The following is a 15,538-nucleotide window of genomic DNA, read 5'->3' on the forward strand; positions in this document are numbered from 1 at the left end:
CGATATGCTCGGAAATAAATAATAACATGAAAAAGTGGAATGATAAAACGAAAGTTCAATGTGCTATAATAGGTCTTTCGTTTCGAGTATTCTGTATTTTAAAAAGGAGAATTTTCCTTTTATATAACAGTTTGGAAATAGGAGATTTATCCATAAAAAATTCAAAAATAAAAACTACACATCTATACAACTATATGTTATTATGGTTATGTAAATAGAAAGCGTTTTCTAAGGCGTACTTATAATGATAACGATTTCATAAATTTGATAGGGGGAATTAAAATGTTGCAGTTTTTACAACGTATTGGTAAAGCGTTAATGCTTCCAATCGCCGTACTACCAGCAGCAGGATTATTGCTTCGTTTAGGGCAACCAGATGTATTTGATATTCCTGTTATGGCACAGGCCGGTGCAGCAGTTTTTGATAATTTAGCACTCATTTTTGCAATTGGTATTGCAATCGGTCTTTCAGTTGATGGTAGTGGTGCAGCAGGTCTTGCAGGTGCAATTGGTTATCTAGTTATGAAAAACAGTATTGATGCACTTAGTAAGGGATATTCTACTGTAGAATTACAAGATAAATTAGGCAAAGTCCAAGATTTAATAGGTAATAGCGCTAATGTAGATCCATCTAAGCTTGCAGATACAATGACACAAGTATCTAAGGCAGCCGAATTATCGACTAAAGTGGATATGAAAGTTTTAGGTGGTATCATTGTCGGTGTTATAGCGGGACTTCTTTATAATAAATTCCATAAGATTAAACTTCCAGAATGGTTAGGGTTCTTTGCTGGAAAACGTTTCGTCCCAATTGTTACATCGGTTGTGATGTTACTATTAGGAATTCTATTCGCACAAATTTGGCCAGCAATTCAAAATGCTATCGATGCATTAGCTCATGGAATTGTTAATCTAGGGGCAGTTGGTTCAGGTCTATTTGGTTTATTAAACCGTCTATTAATTCCAATCGGTTTACATCACGTAATGAACACATACTTCTGGTTCGTACTTGGTGACTTTACAAATGCAGCAGGTAATGTTGTAAATGGTGATATTGCTCGCTTCCTTGCAGGAGATAAAACAGCGGGTATGTTTATGACTGGTTTCTTCCCAGTTATGATGTTCGGTTTACCAGCAGCATGTTTCGCAATGATTGCGGCTGCTAAACCAGAAAAACGTAAAATGGTTACAGGTATGTTAGGTGGTCTAGCATTAACTTCATTCTTAACTGGTATTACAGAACCAATTGAATTCTCATTCATGTTCTTATCACCAGTATTATATGGTATTCATGCTGTATTAACAGGTCTGTCTCTATTCATTACAACAACACTTGGCATTCACGATGGTTTCACATTTAGTGCCGGTGCAATCGATTACTTCTTAAACTTCGGTATTGCAACAAAACCAGTATTACTTGCGGGAGTCGGTTTAATTTACGCAGTAATTTATTTCGTTGTATTCTACTTCTTAATTAAGAAGTTCGATTTAAAAACTCCTGGTCGTGAAGACGAAGAGGAAGTAGCTGAAGGTGAAGAAGCTCCAGTTGCAGGTTCAATTGGTGAAACTTACGTAGCGGCTTTAGGTGGAAAAGAAAACTTAACAGTTATTGATAACTGTGCAACACGTCTACGCTTACAAGTAAAAGATGCTGGTCAAGTAAATGAAGCAGCATTAAAACGTGCTGGTGCAAAAGGTGTTATGAAATTAAGTAATACAAGTGTACAAGTTATCGTAGGTACAAATGTTGAATCTGTTGCCGATGATATGAAAAAACACGTATAAATAATGAGATAAGAGGATGTCCAAAAAGATTGATAACATCAATTTTTTAGAGGATATCCTCTTTTTTTTGTTAACAATTTAACGGGAATCTTACTTTTGTAAATTTTCTTTTTCTTTTTTGTATATATAGGTTGGTAATATGTGCAGTGCGTGATAAAGTAGGGATGATATAGAATGGTTTATCCATAATCTACTAAAAAAAATCTTTAGTAGAGGAATTAAATTATTGGTGAGTAAGGGGAAAAAAGCAATTATGGATCAGGAAAAAAATAATGCGAATGGGAAAGCACGTCGGCCGATTGTATACATAAAAAGAACAATCATTCTCGTCTTACTATTATCACTTGTATATTTCATGTATACAAAAATTGTTGCGCATAATAAGAAAGAAGAAACTTTAAAAGCGGCAGCAGAAATGAAGAAACAAGAAGAGCTAAAAAAGAAAGAAGAAAAAAAGAAACAAGAAGTACAGAAGCAAAAACAAAAAGAGCAGGAAGAACAAGTGAAGCAAGCGCAAGCTGCGGAACAGCCTGCTGAAGGACCACCTCAAGAAATTAATGAAAACGCTCAATTGGACCAGTATTTACAAAACACAGGATTTAGCGGGACAGCTGTTATTGTGAAGAACGGAAAAGTTCTTCTGAATAAAGGGTACGGTATGGCAAATAAAGAGCAGCAAGTACCGAATAATTCAGAGACGACTTTTTATATTGGTTCTATTTCAAAGGCGTTTGTAGCAACTGCTATTATGCAATTGAAAGATCAAAATAAATTACAAGTAGAAGATACTGTTGCAAAGTATATTCCAGATTTTCCACAAGGTAATAGTATTCAGCTAAAACATCTATTAACACATACATCAGGGATTCCAGAATATGAGCAAGGAAAAGAAGATATTTCTCATGAAGAACTGATCAAAAGGATAGGAAATCAAAAGCGTATTGGTGGTCCAGGAGAGAAGTGGAAGTATTCCGATTCGAACTACTCTATACTTGCATACATTGCCGAGAAGGTAAGTGGACAGTCGCTTGAAGAATATATTAAACAACATATTTTTGCTACTGCCGGTATGAAACATTCTGGTTTTGGCACAGCGTTAGAACAAACAAGATTCCCATCAACGGGTTATAAAATAGTAAATAATAATATGACAACACCTAATATTCCGAGCATGTCACAACTATATGGTTGTGGTGATATATATACGAGTGCACATGATTTATATTTATTTAACGAAGCGTTATACTCTGGAAAGTTAATTTCAAAAGCGAGTTACGATCAAATGTTTACAGCTGTGAAAAAGGATTACGGATTTGGCTGGTACGTAGACCCAGGAAGCTATTCGAATCACGGTGTAATGCCAGGTTGGAATTGTTTAAATGGATTTAGTAAAAATGGTAGTGTGTATGTTGTTTTATTATCTAACATTCAAAACAACATTAAATCATTTGGTAAAGTGAATAATGACATTTATACGATGTTGCGAAATATTGAAGTGTAAAAAACTATCCTTTTGGATAGTTTTTTTTTGCCCTGAAACAAATATTTCTTTTAGAAAATGTATGCCTTACCTATCACAAAAATATCTATTTTGTATACATTAAGATGTATGGATGTAAAATTTTATAATCTAAAAATAATAGGAGGAGAAGTGTATGTGTCTGTTCAGAAAATATTGGCATAAATTATCAAGATTGTTTAATAGACAATTAGGCTATTTTTTAGATGATAAATTATTGCCCGCTGTGGAACGACTTTTATTTTCGCAAAACTTTGCAAGGTTTATTCAAAGAAACTCTAAGCAAGCTACGGAAGAATTTATAAAATCAAGTCAATTTCAATCTATTATTTGTAACATTTTAAAAGAATGCAATACATCACCTTTTAAAGAAATTGCAAAGCAGTATTTAGGTAAAAACGTAGAAATTACGGTGACTGTTGGACAATTAACAGGCGTTATTGTAGCAGTCGGTGATGATTTCTTAACATTGCAAGAAGGAATAGGAACTGAAGTTTTATTACCATTTACAAGCATTATATCAATTAAAGAAGTGTAAGAAAGGAGAGTTATATATGTTATTTACTGATGAATTACGTAACCATGTTGGTGAATTAGTGCAAGTTGTGACAGCTGTAGAAATTGTTACAGGCATTCTTTTATCTGTGACAGATGGGGCGGTAAGTGTTCGTACTTCTCCTTCTTATGGACCACCGGAAGATGTAATTGTGCGTACTCCTATTATTGCTTATGTTCGCTTGGAAGGGTAAGCGTGATACAAGTATGAGAGTATCAGTTGTTATTCCAGCGCACAATGAAGCGAGTACTTTATCACAAGTTTTAGTAGAAGTGGAGAAGCTCAAGCCTTACGAAATTATTGTAGTAGATAATGGCTCGACAGATGGAACGAAAGACATAGCGTTACAACATCATTGTCACGTGATTTATTATAAACATTCTCTTGGCAATGATGTTGGACGGGCTATTGGAGCTAGAGAAGCAAAAGGTGAAATTGTTTTGTTTTTAGATGGTGATATTGTTATTGATAGTAAAGAGTTACAACGTTTCGTGAAAGGAATTCGACAAGGGCATCAAATTGTTGTGAATAATTTAACATGGTCGGTTTATTTAAAGATGAGACCACATTATACGACAGTTGGAAAGTTCATGTTGAATCGCTATTTGAATAAAAAAGAGCTTGTTGTTGGATCTTTAATCGCAATTCCACACGCAATGAGTAGGGAAGTTATTCAGAAATTTGGTTGGTGGAATTTAGCAGATCCAGCACTATTTCAAGCGATAGCGATGTCTAGAGGAGTAGATATTGTTGATACGGCTTCGGTCGATGTAATTCACACAAATAAGGTTCGTCCTGTGCATACAGGAACATCACCTGGTTCTCCTTATCCGAAAGCGACTAGCCGTATTATGGGTGATCATTTACGTGCTTTGCAATATGTAATCGAAACATATGGTAAACGCGGCGGTTTTTCGGAGGGAAACAGGGATAGGGAGTTTATAGGGAACTATAAACCAGTTGTATTAAAGAAGGAAAAAGCGAAATATAGTGCGATTATACCAGTGTCAGAAGAAAAAATGACGATAAGATCTGTTATACAAGAAGTGAAAAAAGCAGGGGTAGATGAAATTATTGTTGTCGCGAATGGAGCAGATTTTGAGACTGTTAAACAGGCAAAGCTAGAGAATGTTATTGTTGTTGAATTCGGGGAGGCGCTTGGACATAATGTAGCACGAGCGATAGGTGCCATGCATGCTACGGCAGATATTTGTTTATTCGTTGATGGTGATTTTGTTATTCCAGCAAAAAAACTCACTCCATTTTTGCAAGCTGTTGAAGATGGAAGTGACGTGGTTTTAAATGATTTACAATGCTTATTAGATATGTTTCATCCTGCAGATCCAATTAGTATGGGGAAATATTTTGTGAATTTAGTAGCGAAAAGACCGGATTTATGGAATAACTCATTAACGGCAGTACCACATGCTATGCATAAAAGGGTAATAGAGAAAATAGGATATGACTCGCTTGTTATTCCGCCATTAGCTCAAATGAAAGCTATTTTGGAGGTTTTTTCTATTACAGCAGTAGAATTTGTAGATGTTATAAAAACCAATCGGGTACGCCCGGAGCAACATGGATTTGTAAATGGACGTATTCCGGCATTTGACCGTATTTTCGGTGATCAACTTGAGGCGATTGCTTATCTATTACAATATACAGACGAACGTGGGAGTTTTACAGATGGAGATCGCGATAGAGACACTATTCAACAATTGAGAAAGGAAGAAAAGAATACAGATGAATGCTAGTAGTAAAGTAGCTATTATTGGATTAGGGTATGTTGGTCTTCCTTTAGCAGTCCATTTTGCAGAAAGAGGACATACCGTACTTGGATTAGATAAAGATACTAGAAAAATAGAATCGATTAAAAAAGGAGAAAGTTATATTCCAGATGTTTCTTCTAAAGTGTTGCAAAGTTTATTGACTAAAAATAAATTAATAGTAAATACACCAGATAAAGGTATTACTGATTTCCAAAATAATGATTATGTTATTGTTACTGTTCCAACTCCAATTAATGAACGAAGAGAACCAGATTTAAGTGCCCTCATTTCAGCTTCGCATTATATACAACAAAATCTCCAAAAAGGACAAACCTTCATTTTTGAAAGTTCCACATATCCAGGCACACTTGAGGAAGTTATTATTCCTATTATTTCTCAAGCTGGCCAAAAGGTAGGAGAAGATTTCTATATCGGATATTCTCCTGAGAGAATTGATCCAGCAAATAGCCAATATTCAGTTCAATCTATTCCAAAAGTTATTAGTGGACAAACAGAAAAGTGTAAACAAAAAGTACAGGATTTATATAGTACCATTTTTGACGTAGTTGTACCTGTTAGTTCGCCGAAAGTAGCAGAGATGTGTAAGCTATTTGAAAATATTCAGCGCTTAGTTAACATCTCTTTAGTAAATGAGTTAAACACATTATGTGAAAGTTTAGGGATTGATTTTTATGAGGCCATTGAAGCGGCATCTACAAAACCGTTTGGATTTACTCCGTATTGGCCAGGACCAGGGATAGGGGGGCACTGTATTCCCGTAGACCCTTTATATTTTCAATGGAGAATAAAAAAGAATGGGGCAATTAGTCAATTAATTGAGGCGGCACATGTAATTAATGAAGAAATGCCAGAGAAAATAGTCCGGAAAGTAAAGGGCATGGTACAATCACCCGGACTAGTTTTAATTGTAGGAATCGCATATAAGAAAGATGTAAATGATTTGAGAGAATCACCGGCTTTGCCAATTATTCAATTACTAATAAAAGAAGGATACGAGATAAAATACCATGATTCATATATTTCTTCCGCGGAAATTGGAGATAAGGTGTATCAATCTGTTGCTTTGGATGAACAAACATTTAAAGAGGCAGGTTGTATTTTAATTTTAACTGACCACTCTAATATCGATTGGAAGCTTTTTAAAGGAATGAACCGAGTAATAGATACACGGGGAATTATAAAGAAGGTGAGTGTATGAGTAAGAAATGTTTAATTACAGGTGGGGCCGGATTTATTGGATCTCATTTAGCTGAAGAGTTGGTGAGAAGGGGTTATGAAGTCACGATTGTGGATAACTTCTATAAAGGGAAAAATAAGTATCATAATGAGCTAATGAAAGAGATTCGGGTTATTCCAATAAGTGTTTTAGACAAAAACTCTATTTATGAATTAGTAAATCAACATGATGTAGTGTTTCATTTAGCAGCAATTTTAGGTGTTAAAACGACAATGGAAAAAAGTATAGAGCTCATTGAAACGAATTTTGATGGAACGAGAAACATTTTACAAGCAGCATTAAAAGGAAAGAAGAAAGTAGTTTTTGCATCTACTTCAGAAGTATATGGTAAAGGCAAACCGCCTTTCTCTGAAGAAGGAGATCGATTGTACGGGGCAACTTCTAAAATTCGCTGGAGTTATGCAGTTTGTAAAACGTTAGAAGAAACATTATGTTTAGGATACGCATTAGAAGGCTTACCTGTAACGATTGTTCGTTATTTTAATATTTATGGTCCAAGAGCGAAAGATGGTCCATATGCAGGGGTAATCCCACGATTTATCCGTGCAGCTTTGCAAGGAGAAGACATTCTCGTATATGGAGATGGAAAGCAGACACGTTGCTTTACGTATGTGAGTGATGCGGTAGAAGCAACAATTCGGGCAATGGATGAGAAGGTAAATGGTGAGATTATTAATATAGGTTCTGAGAATGAACAGAGTATAAAAGAAGTAGCAGAAACAATTAAAAAACTAACGAAATCTTCTTCGAAAATTGTACAAGTTCCTTTTGAGGAAGTATATCCACATGGCTTTGAAGAAATTCCAAATAGAAGGCCGAACGTAACGAAGTTAAGAGAACTTGTTCAATTTCAAGCGACAGTAACGTGGGAACAAGGATTGAAAGAAACTATTAAATGGTTTCGTGAAGAAAACAATGGCTAAGTCGCTATCAGTTATTATTCCTGCAAGTAATGAAGTAGATACGATTTCAGACGTTATTCAATCGATAAAACCGTTAAATCCAGTAGAGATTATTGTAATAGCAAATGGTTGTAACGATGGTACAGAAGAGGTTGCTGATCGGTTAGGATGTAAAATAATTAGGCATAAAGAACTATTAGGAAACGATGTTGGGCGTGCAGTTGGCGCAAAAGATGCAATAGGTGATGTATTACTATTTATAGATGGGGACTTTGCTATTCCAACTTCAAAATTACAATTATTTCTTAATCCAATTTTACATGATCAGACTGACATCGTTTTAAATAATTTGGACGCATTATTTTTAAAGAATCAAAAACCACATTCTATTACAGTATGGCGCCAAATATTAAATGCAATGTTAGAGCGCGAAGAATTAAAAATAGATTCTTTATTATCTGTACCTCATGCGTTGACGAAAGAAGTCGTCCAAAGTATTGGATATGAATGTTTAGTTAATCCTATTGTAGCTCATTTACGTATAGCACAAAGTAAATGGAGAATTAGCCGTCATTGTGCTATTGATGTTATCACGCCAAATAAATTTCGACCGATTGAACATGCTGCATATGGCACGAGCCTTTCTCAATCTGAAAAACGAATGATAGGTGATCATATAGAAGCAGTTGCAGAACGAATAGTAAGTAGTGATACACGCGGGGGATATTATGATGGAAATAGGAAAAGGAATAGCGTCTATCATACTTTAAGTTTTGAAGATTTTTATCAAGGCTGGGGCGTTACATCCAATTTGTATAAAGGAAAGCAACTATCGGTTGTTATTCCTGTACAAAATGAAGAGAAAACAATTGGAAACGTTATAGAAGAGCTTCGTAAAATTGAACCTTTTGAAATCATCGTAGTCGTAAATGGTTCGTCAGATAAAACAGCAACGATTGCAAAAGACAAAGGCGCAACAACAATTATATATAAAGAAGCCCTTGGAAACGATGTAGGGCGTTCACTTGGAACTTATTTTGCAAAAGGAGAAATTGTGTTATTTATAGATGGTGATTTTGTTATTCCAGCTAGTGAGTTATATCCTTTTACAAAAGCTATAGCAGATGGAAAGGACGTCGCATTAAATGATTTAAATCATTATTTAGATTTAAGAGTACCACTTCATCTTGTAACTGCATTTAAGTATGCACTAAATTTAGCTTGTGATAGAAAGGATTTAGGGGTAGGCTCACTTATTGCGGTACCTAATGCATTTAGCCACAAGTGTTTGAAAGCAATTGGATATAAATCTTTATTGTCACCTTGTGTAGCACAAGTGAAGGCTCTTCTTTCTGGATTTGAAATTGCATGTGTATGTCGTGTTGAGGTTGATAAGATGAACCGTATTCGTCCCAGTGAACATTTTGCAAAAATAGGTCATCCTCCAGCTGTACTTCGAATTATAGGTGATCATATAGAAGGACTAGAGCAAATAATTGCATTAACAGACAATCGTGGCGGATTCTATGATGGCAATAGAAAAAGAGATGTTTTATAGAAGTAACAAAAAAAGTGTACAACATGTGTACACTTTTTTGTTCTGTTATAAAAACTATAACAGATTAGGAGATAAGAGTATTACAGCTCTACAATGGGTATTGTTCTTATATTACAAAATAGGACTCGTATATAAGGATACCAAAAAAATACAATTAAGGAAAGGGTTAATTTTAAAGACTTTTAAATGAAGTTAACACTATATATATAGTAGTTTGCTCAACATTTCACAAACATGTCACAACTAATTCGTTCACTTTCGTAAAAAAGTAGTATTCTAAGTGTGTAAGCTGTTATATAAAAAATCTTAGTCCTGTACTAATCAAAAATGGAGGAGATTAGGATGACTCAAGTATTAGAAAATGTTAAAAACGCATGGGAAAACTTTAAAGGTGAAAAATGGAAAGCAGAGATTGATGTTCGCGATTTCATTTTAAATAATGTAAACGTTTTCGAAGGAGACGAATCTTTCTTAGCAGAAGCAACTGAAGCAACGAAACAACTTTGGGATCAAGTAATGGATTTAACAACAAAAGAACGTGAAAACGGTGGCGTTCTTGATATGGATACAAAAATTGTTTCTTCTATTACATCACATGACCCAGGATACTTAAATAAAGATATTGAAAAAGTAGTCGGTTTCCAGACTGATAAACCATTTAAACGTTCTTTACAACCATATGGTGGTATTCGTATGGCAGAACAAGCTTGTGAATCTTATGGATACGAAATGGATAAAGAACTTAGTCGTATTTTTAGAGATTGGAGAAAAACTCATAACCAAGGTGTATTTGATGCTTATACACCAGAAATGAGAAATGCACGTAAATCAGGTGTTATTACTGGTCTTCCAGATGCATACGGTCGTGGACGCATTATCGGTGACTATCGACGCGTAGCATTATATGGTATTGATCATTTAATTGAAGCGAAAAAAGCTGATTTGAATTTAACTGGTGGTGTAATGAGCGAAGATACAATGCGTTTACGCGAAGAGTTATCTGAGCAAATGCGTGCACTTCAAGAACTAAAACAAATGGCTGCTTCTCATGGTTTCGATATTTCTAAACCAGCAACAAATGCAAAAGAAGCATTCCAGTGGTTATACTTCGCATATCTTGCAGCGATTAAAGAGCAAAACGGAGCTGCAATGAGTCTTGGACGTACTTCTACATTCTTAGATATTTACATTGAAAGAGATTTAGCAAATGGTACTTTAACAGAAGAAGAAGTACAAGAAATTGTAGATCACTTCATTATGAAATTACGTCTTGTGAAATTCGCAAGAACACCTGATTATAATGAATTATTCTCTGGTGACCCAACTTGGGTAACTGAATCTATCGGTGGTATGGCATTAGATGGTCGTCCATTAGTAACAAAGAACTCATTCCGTTTCTTGCATACATTAGATAATTTAGGACCAGCTCCAGAACCGAATTTAACAGTTCTTTGGTCTAAACAATTACCAGAGAACTTTAAAAACTACTGTGCGAAAATGTCCATCAAAACATCAGCAATTCAATATGAAAATGATGACATTATGCGTGCTGATTACGGCGATGATTACGGAATTGCTTGTTGTGTATCTGCAATGAGAATCGGTAAACAAATGCAGTTCTTTGGAGCTCGTGCAAACTTAGCGAAAGCATTATTATATGCGATTAACGGTGGTAAAGATGAAAAATCAAAAGCACAAGTTGGTCCTGAGTACGCACCAATTACTTCTGAAGTATTAAATTATGAAGAAGTTATGCATAAGTTTGATATGACAATGGAATGGTTAGCGGGTCTATATTTAAATACATTAAATGTTATCCATTACATGCATGATAAATATAGCTATGAACGTATTGAAATGGCACTTCATGATACAAATGTTCTTCGTACAATGGCAACAGGTATCGCGGGTCTATCTGTAGTAGCAGACTCATTAAGTGCAATTAAATACGCACAAGTAAAACCAATCCGTGATGAAAATGGTATTGCGGTGGACTTCGAAATTGAAGGAGACTTCCCTAAATACGGTAACAATGATGATCGTGTAGATGAGATCGCTGTAAATCTCGTGAAAACATTTATGAATAAACTTCGTAAACATAAAACATATCGTAATTCCGTTCATACAATGTCAATTTTAACTATTACATCTAACGTTGTATATGGTAAGAAAACAGGTAACACTCCAGATGGACGCCGTACTGGAGAACCATTTGCACCAGGTGCAAATCCAATGCATGGACGTGATACAAAAGGTGCATTAGCTTCATTATTATCTGTAGCTAAATTACCATATGAAGATGCACAAGATGGTATTTCTAATACATTCTCTATCATTCCAAAAGCACTTGGTAAAGAAGATGATGTACAAGTACGTAACTTAGTATCTATGCTTGATGGCTATGCAGTAAAAGAAGGCCATCACTTAAATATTAACGTATTTAATCGTGAAACATTAATGGATGCAATGGAACATCCTGAGAAATATCCACAATTAACAATTCGCGTATCTGGTTACGCTGTAAACTTTATTAAATTAACTCGTGAACAACAAATTGATGTAATTAACCGTACAATGCATGAAAGCATGTAAATGAAAAAAGTATCCCTTCGCTTTTAATATATAGCGAAGGGAGGCTGTTTCAATAAAGGAGGAAGTAACATGGTAAAAGGAAGAATACATTCTGTAGAGTCTTGTGGTACTGTTGATGGCCCAGGGATTCGTTATGTCATATTTACACAAGGGTGTTTATTACGTTGTCAATATTGTCATAATGCGGATACGTGGGAAATCGGTAAAGGTAAAGAAATAACAGTTGAAGAAGTGATGCAGGATGTGACATGTTACCTTCCATTTATTGAAGCCTCCGGAGGCGGTATAACAGTTAGCGGTGGAGAACCATTATTACAGCTAGACTTTTTAATTGAGTTGTTTAAAAAGTGTAAAGAGGCTGGTATCCATACAACAATCGACTCTTCTGGTGGTTGTTATTCTGAGGAACCAGAATTCCAAAATAAGCTAGATATTTTAATGGATTATACAGATTTAGTTTTATTGGATTTGAAACATATTGATTCCAAAAAGCATCGTAAATTAACAGGGAAACCAAATGAACATATTTTACAATTTGCTCGTTATTTATCGGATAAGAATAAACCGATTTGGGTACGACACGTATTAGTTCCCGGTGTTACGGATAATGAAGAGGATCTACAAAAACTATCTAGCTTTATTCAAAGTCTGTCTAATGTTCAAAAAGTTGAAGTGTTACCATATCATAAGCTTGGTGTATATAAATGGGAGGCGCTTGGACACAAGTACCCACTCGCAAATGTAGAACCACCTACTGAGAAAAATGTAGAACATGCTAAACATATTTTACAAGCGGTCTAATCCAAATATTGGATTAGGCTTTTTGCTTTCTTTACAATAAAATCTAGAGTATATATTGATAAAAGAGTATACTGAAAGTAGAATATCCATAATTTTGTACGGAATAAGTGGAGAAATTTACATAATTGTAAAGGGAAATCAAAATAGTAAAAAGAATTAAGAAGTAAAAGAGTGAGTATCATGGAATAGAGAACATTTGTAAGTTATTGCGAAAGCTCTTATAGGAAAGTATAATGTAAAGATATGAGCACAGATAGGATTAAGGGGTCAATCTTATATGCTTTGCATATCCACGACAGGTACATAGCTGAAAAGGGAATTATTAGAATCTGTTTATGTAATTTTTAAGGAAAATGTTTTTCCTATTGTCGTATATGCAATATGGAGAAACAAAAAGCTAGGAGTGGATTTGTTTGATAAAAAACCCCAAGGTTTTAATATTAACTGCACATTACGGTAATGGTCATGTGCAAGTAGCAAAAACATTAGAACAAACATTTCGCCAAAAAGGAATTGAAGATGTTATTGTATGCGACTTGTTTGGAGAATCACATCCATTTATAACTGACATTACAAAATATCTATATTTAAAAAGTTATACAATAGGAAAAGAATTATATCGTTTGTTTTATTACGGGGTAGAAAAAATTTATGATAAGAAAATAGCATCTTGGTATGCGAACTTTGGAAGAAAACGTTTGAAAACACTGTTACAGGTGGAGAAACCAGATATTGTAATTAATACATTTCCAATTATCGCGGTACCAGAATTGAAGAAACAAACAGGGATTTCAATTCCTGTCTATAACGTATTAACGGATTTTTGCGTGCACAAAATATGGATTCATCGAGAAGTAGATCGTTATTTTGTTGCAACGGATCACGTGAAAGAATTGATGGTTGATATCGGTGTACCTGCGGAACAAATTGTTGAAACAGGAATTCCAATTCGGAGTAGTTTTGAGTTAAAGGTAAATTCAGACATCATATATAATAAATATCAGTTATGTAAGAATAAAAAGATTTTACTAATTGTAGCAGGTGCTCATGGGGTATTAGGAAATGTAAAAGAACTATGCCAATCATTTATGTCAGTGCCCAATTTACAAGTAGTTGTCGTTTGTGGAAAAAATGAAGCTTTAAAACAGGATTTATTAAGTTTACAGAAGCAAAATTCCGATGCATTAAAAGTGTTTGGGTATGTTGAAAATATTGATGAATTATTCCGTGTTACTTCTTGTATGATTACGAAGCCAGGCGGAATAACATTAAGTGAAGCAGCAGCGTTGCAAGTACCTGTCATTTTATATAAGCCTGTTCCAGGACAAGAAAATGAAAATGCGATGTACTTTGAAAAAAAAGGAGCAGCAGTTGTCATTCGCGATGATAGTGAGGTTTTTGCAAAAACAGAGGCATTATTACAAGATGATGTGAAGCTTCTTCAAATGAAAGAAGCAATGAAAAGCATCTATCTTCCAGAGCCAGCTGGTCATATTGTAGATGCAATTTTGGCAGAAAATCATGCAGAACCGCGCCATATACCAATTAAATCACCTGCTCTTGCACAATCTTTTACTTAATATGAAACCCTCTTTGTATATATAAAGAGGGTTCTTTATTATTTTCAAAGAAAATTTAGCCACTTATCCACAAAAGGATTGCGCTTTCATTAAACAGTAAAGTCGGAATATTAACAACTATATCCACATTGTCCACAATTTTTAGAAAAATATCCACAATTAAAACAGTCGATATATGCTTGAATATAGAAAGATATTAAATGTTTTCGAAAATTATTAACAATTCCATCAGTTTTGTGGATAAAGTTGTCCACAGCAAAAAGTACCCTAATGCATAAGGGTACTTTTTGCTTACTTCTATCAGTCGAGAAAATTATGTAATGAAAATGAATAATTAGGGGGGAAACTTCAAATTATTCATTTTCACTTTAAATGCTTTTCGAGCGATATCCTGCTGCACGATCAGCTTTTTGAAATTCGCGTTGATAGAGAACTTCTTGTGTACTAGATAATGTATTTTTTGCTTTATCACGTTTCTTTTTATCCATTACAAATCACCTCGTGTCTTAAAGTTACTATTTATCGTTTCCAAAGACATGAGGGGATATACGCATATGGAAAAATGTTAATGATTGATTATCATTTCAGAAAATTTAGATTACGCTTCTTTTAATTGATGAGCATCTTGGAAGGTTGTATCTCGCATTGTAGCAAGTGTGTATTGATCTTTTGGAATTTCATATAAGTTATAGACTTCTTCGTTTGCGTTAATTTCATCATATACGGCTTTTCTTGTTTCATTTGCTAGATTTACATATTGCAGTTTTTCTGCAGCTTTAATAGAACGAATATTTATTTTACGAATACGCATGAAGATTGTTTCAATATCTAATTCATAGAAAAGTTCACTAAAAAATGAATCTTTCGCTAATTTATTATAGCCTTTTCCATGATATGGTTTGCCAAGCCATGTCCCGAGAAATCCAGCTTTTTCTTGCACATCAAATAAAGTAATTGTTCCGATAGGGTTACCCCATTCATCTAAAATTGTGCGTGAAATTAATTCACCACGCTCTTCAGCTTCAATCGTTTGTTTCGTTAAGAATAAATATTCTTCATAAGAATAAGCCTTTTGACGCACAAAAGGGAAGACAGCTGGGTCCACCATTAACTCGTATAGAACGTGGCTGTCGTGTAAGTCGCGTTTTTTCAACATACTAACTCCTCCTCACACGAGGGTAGCATGACGAAAAAACACCCCACCCTCGAAATTTTTAT

14 protein-coding genes and 1 pseudogene are annotated in these 15,538 nt (G+C 34.7%); 13 read left to right on the forward strand and 2 right to left on the reverse strand.

Annotated elements, in window-relative coordinates; genetic code table 11:
- Positions 1-26 precede the first annotated feature (26 nt).
- The 13 genes and pseudogenes from AC241_RS35835 (at position 27) to AC241_RS02575 (ending at position 14,320) form a co-directional block, all read left to right on the forward strand.
- Positions 27-141: pseudogene (locus tag AC241_RS35835) on the forward strand (transcriptional regulator).
- A gap of 141 nt (positions 142-282) precedes the next feature.
- Positions 283-1,785, forward strand: coding sequence for an N-acetylglucosamine-specific PTS transporter subunit IIBC (gene nagE, locus AC241_RS02520; RefSeq protein WP_043935353.1), 1,503 nt, complete (start codon positions 283-285; stop codon positions 1,783-1,785).
- A 253-nt stretch (positions 1,786-2,038) separates the two neighbouring features.
- Positions 2,039-3,286: a serine hydrolase domain-containing protein gene (locus AC241_RS02525; RefSeq protein ID WP_043315048.1), complete on the forward strand. Its 1,248-nt coding sequence runs from the start codon at positions 2,039-2,041 to the stop codon at positions 3,284-3,286.
- A gap of 154 nt (positions 3,287-3,440) precedes the next feature.
- Complete coding sequence (locus AC241_RS02530; protein WP_000335538.1) at positions 3,441-3,842, forward strand: LSm family protein; 402 nt, start codon at positions 3,441-3,443, stop codon at positions 3,840-3,842.
- A gap of 16 nt (positions 3,843-3,858) precedes the next feature.
- A complete protein-coding gene (locus AC241_RS02535) occupies positions 3,859-4,053 on the forward strand; it encodes an LSm family protein (protein ID WP_000899476.1) in 195 nt (64 codons plus the stop codon).
- A gap of 13 nt (positions 4,054-4,066) precedes the next feature.
- A complete protein-coding gene (locus AC241_RS02540; RefSeq protein ID WP_050844802.1) occupies positions 4,067-5,614 on the forward strand; it encodes a glycosyltransferase family 2 protein in 1,548 nt (515 codons plus the stop codon).
- Positions 5,604-6,848 (forward strand): nucleotide sugar dehydrogenase, encoded by a 1,245-nt coding sequence (locus tag AC241_RS02545; RefSeq protein WP_016083630.1) that lies wholly within the window; start codon positions 5,604-5,606, stop codon positions 6,846-6,848. The genes AC241_RS02540 and AC241_RS02545 overlap by 11 nt, the downstream gene beginning before the upstream one ends.
- The gene (locus tag AC241_RS02550; protein ID WP_048563989.1) at positions 6,845-7,810 is read left to right on the forward strand and encodes a UDP-N-acetyl-alpha-D-glucosaminuronate decarboxylase; all 966 of its coding nucleotides are present in this window, start codon (positions 6,845-6,847) and stop codon (positions 7,808-7,810) included. The genes AC241_RS02545 and AC241_RS02550 overlap by 4 nt, the downstream gene beginning before the upstream one ends.
- Positions 7,803-9,347 (forward strand): glycosyltransferase family 2 protein, encoded by a 1,545-nt coding sequence (locus AC241_RS02555; protein ID WP_050842496.1) that lies wholly within the window; start codon positions 7,803-7,805, stop codon positions 9,345-9,347. Before AC241_RS02550 ends, AC241_RS02555 begins: the two co-directional genes overlap by 8 nt.
- Positions 9,316-9,537, forward strand: a complete 222-nt coding sequence (locus tag AC241_RS02560; RefSeq protein ID WP_002094217.1) for a hypothetical protein — start codon at positions 9,316-9,318, stop codon at positions 9,535-9,537. The genes AC241_RS02555 and AC241_RS02560 overlap by 32 nt, the downstream gene beginning before the upstream one ends.
- Positions 9,538-9,689: 152 nt before the next feature.
- Positions 9,690-11,939: a formate C-acetyltransferase gene (gene pflB / locus AC241_RS02565; RefSeq protein WP_043935360.1), complete on the forward strand. Its 2,250-nt coding sequence runs from the start codon at positions 9,690-9,692 to the stop codon at positions 11,937-11,939.
- A gap of 69 nt (positions 11,940-12,008) precedes the next feature.
- A complete protein-coding gene (gene pflA / locus AC241_RS02570) occupies positions 12,009-12,740 on the forward strand; it encodes a pyruvate formate-lyase-activating protein (protein WP_000238466.1) in 732 nt (243 codons plus the stop codon).
- Between the two features lie 413 nt (positions 12,741-13,153).
- On the forward strand, positions 13,154-14,320 hold the full coding sequence (locus AC241_RS02575) for a diglucosyl diacylglycerol synthase (RefSeq protein WP_016083627.1): 1,167 nt from the start codon (positions 13,154-13,156) through the stop codon (positions 14,318-14,320).
- A 368-nt stretch (positions 14,321-14,688) separates the two neighbouring features.
- Here the strand turns inward: AC241_RS02575 and AC241_RS02580 are convergent, their stop codons facing one another.
- Positions 14,689-14,808 carry a YfhE family protein gene (locus tag AC241_RS02580; protein WP_000358482.1) on the reverse strand — a complete coding sequence of 40 codons (120 nt, stop codon included), beginning with the start codon at positions 14,806-14,808 and terminating at the stop codon, positions 14,689-14,691.
- Positions 14,809-14,918: 110 nt separating this feature from the next.
- Positions 14,919-15,476, reverse strand: coding sequence for a GNAT family N-acetyltransferase (locus AC241_RS02585; RefSeq protein WP_000914737.1), 558 nt, complete (start codon positions 15,474-15,476; stop codon positions 14,919-14,921).
- Positions 15,477-15,538: the final 62 nt, after the last annotated feature.

Source organism: Bacillus thuringiensis (assembly GCF_001182785.1).
GTDB lineage: Bacteria > Bacillota > Bacilli > Bacillales > Bacillaceae_G > Bacillus_A > Bacillus_A thuringiensis_S.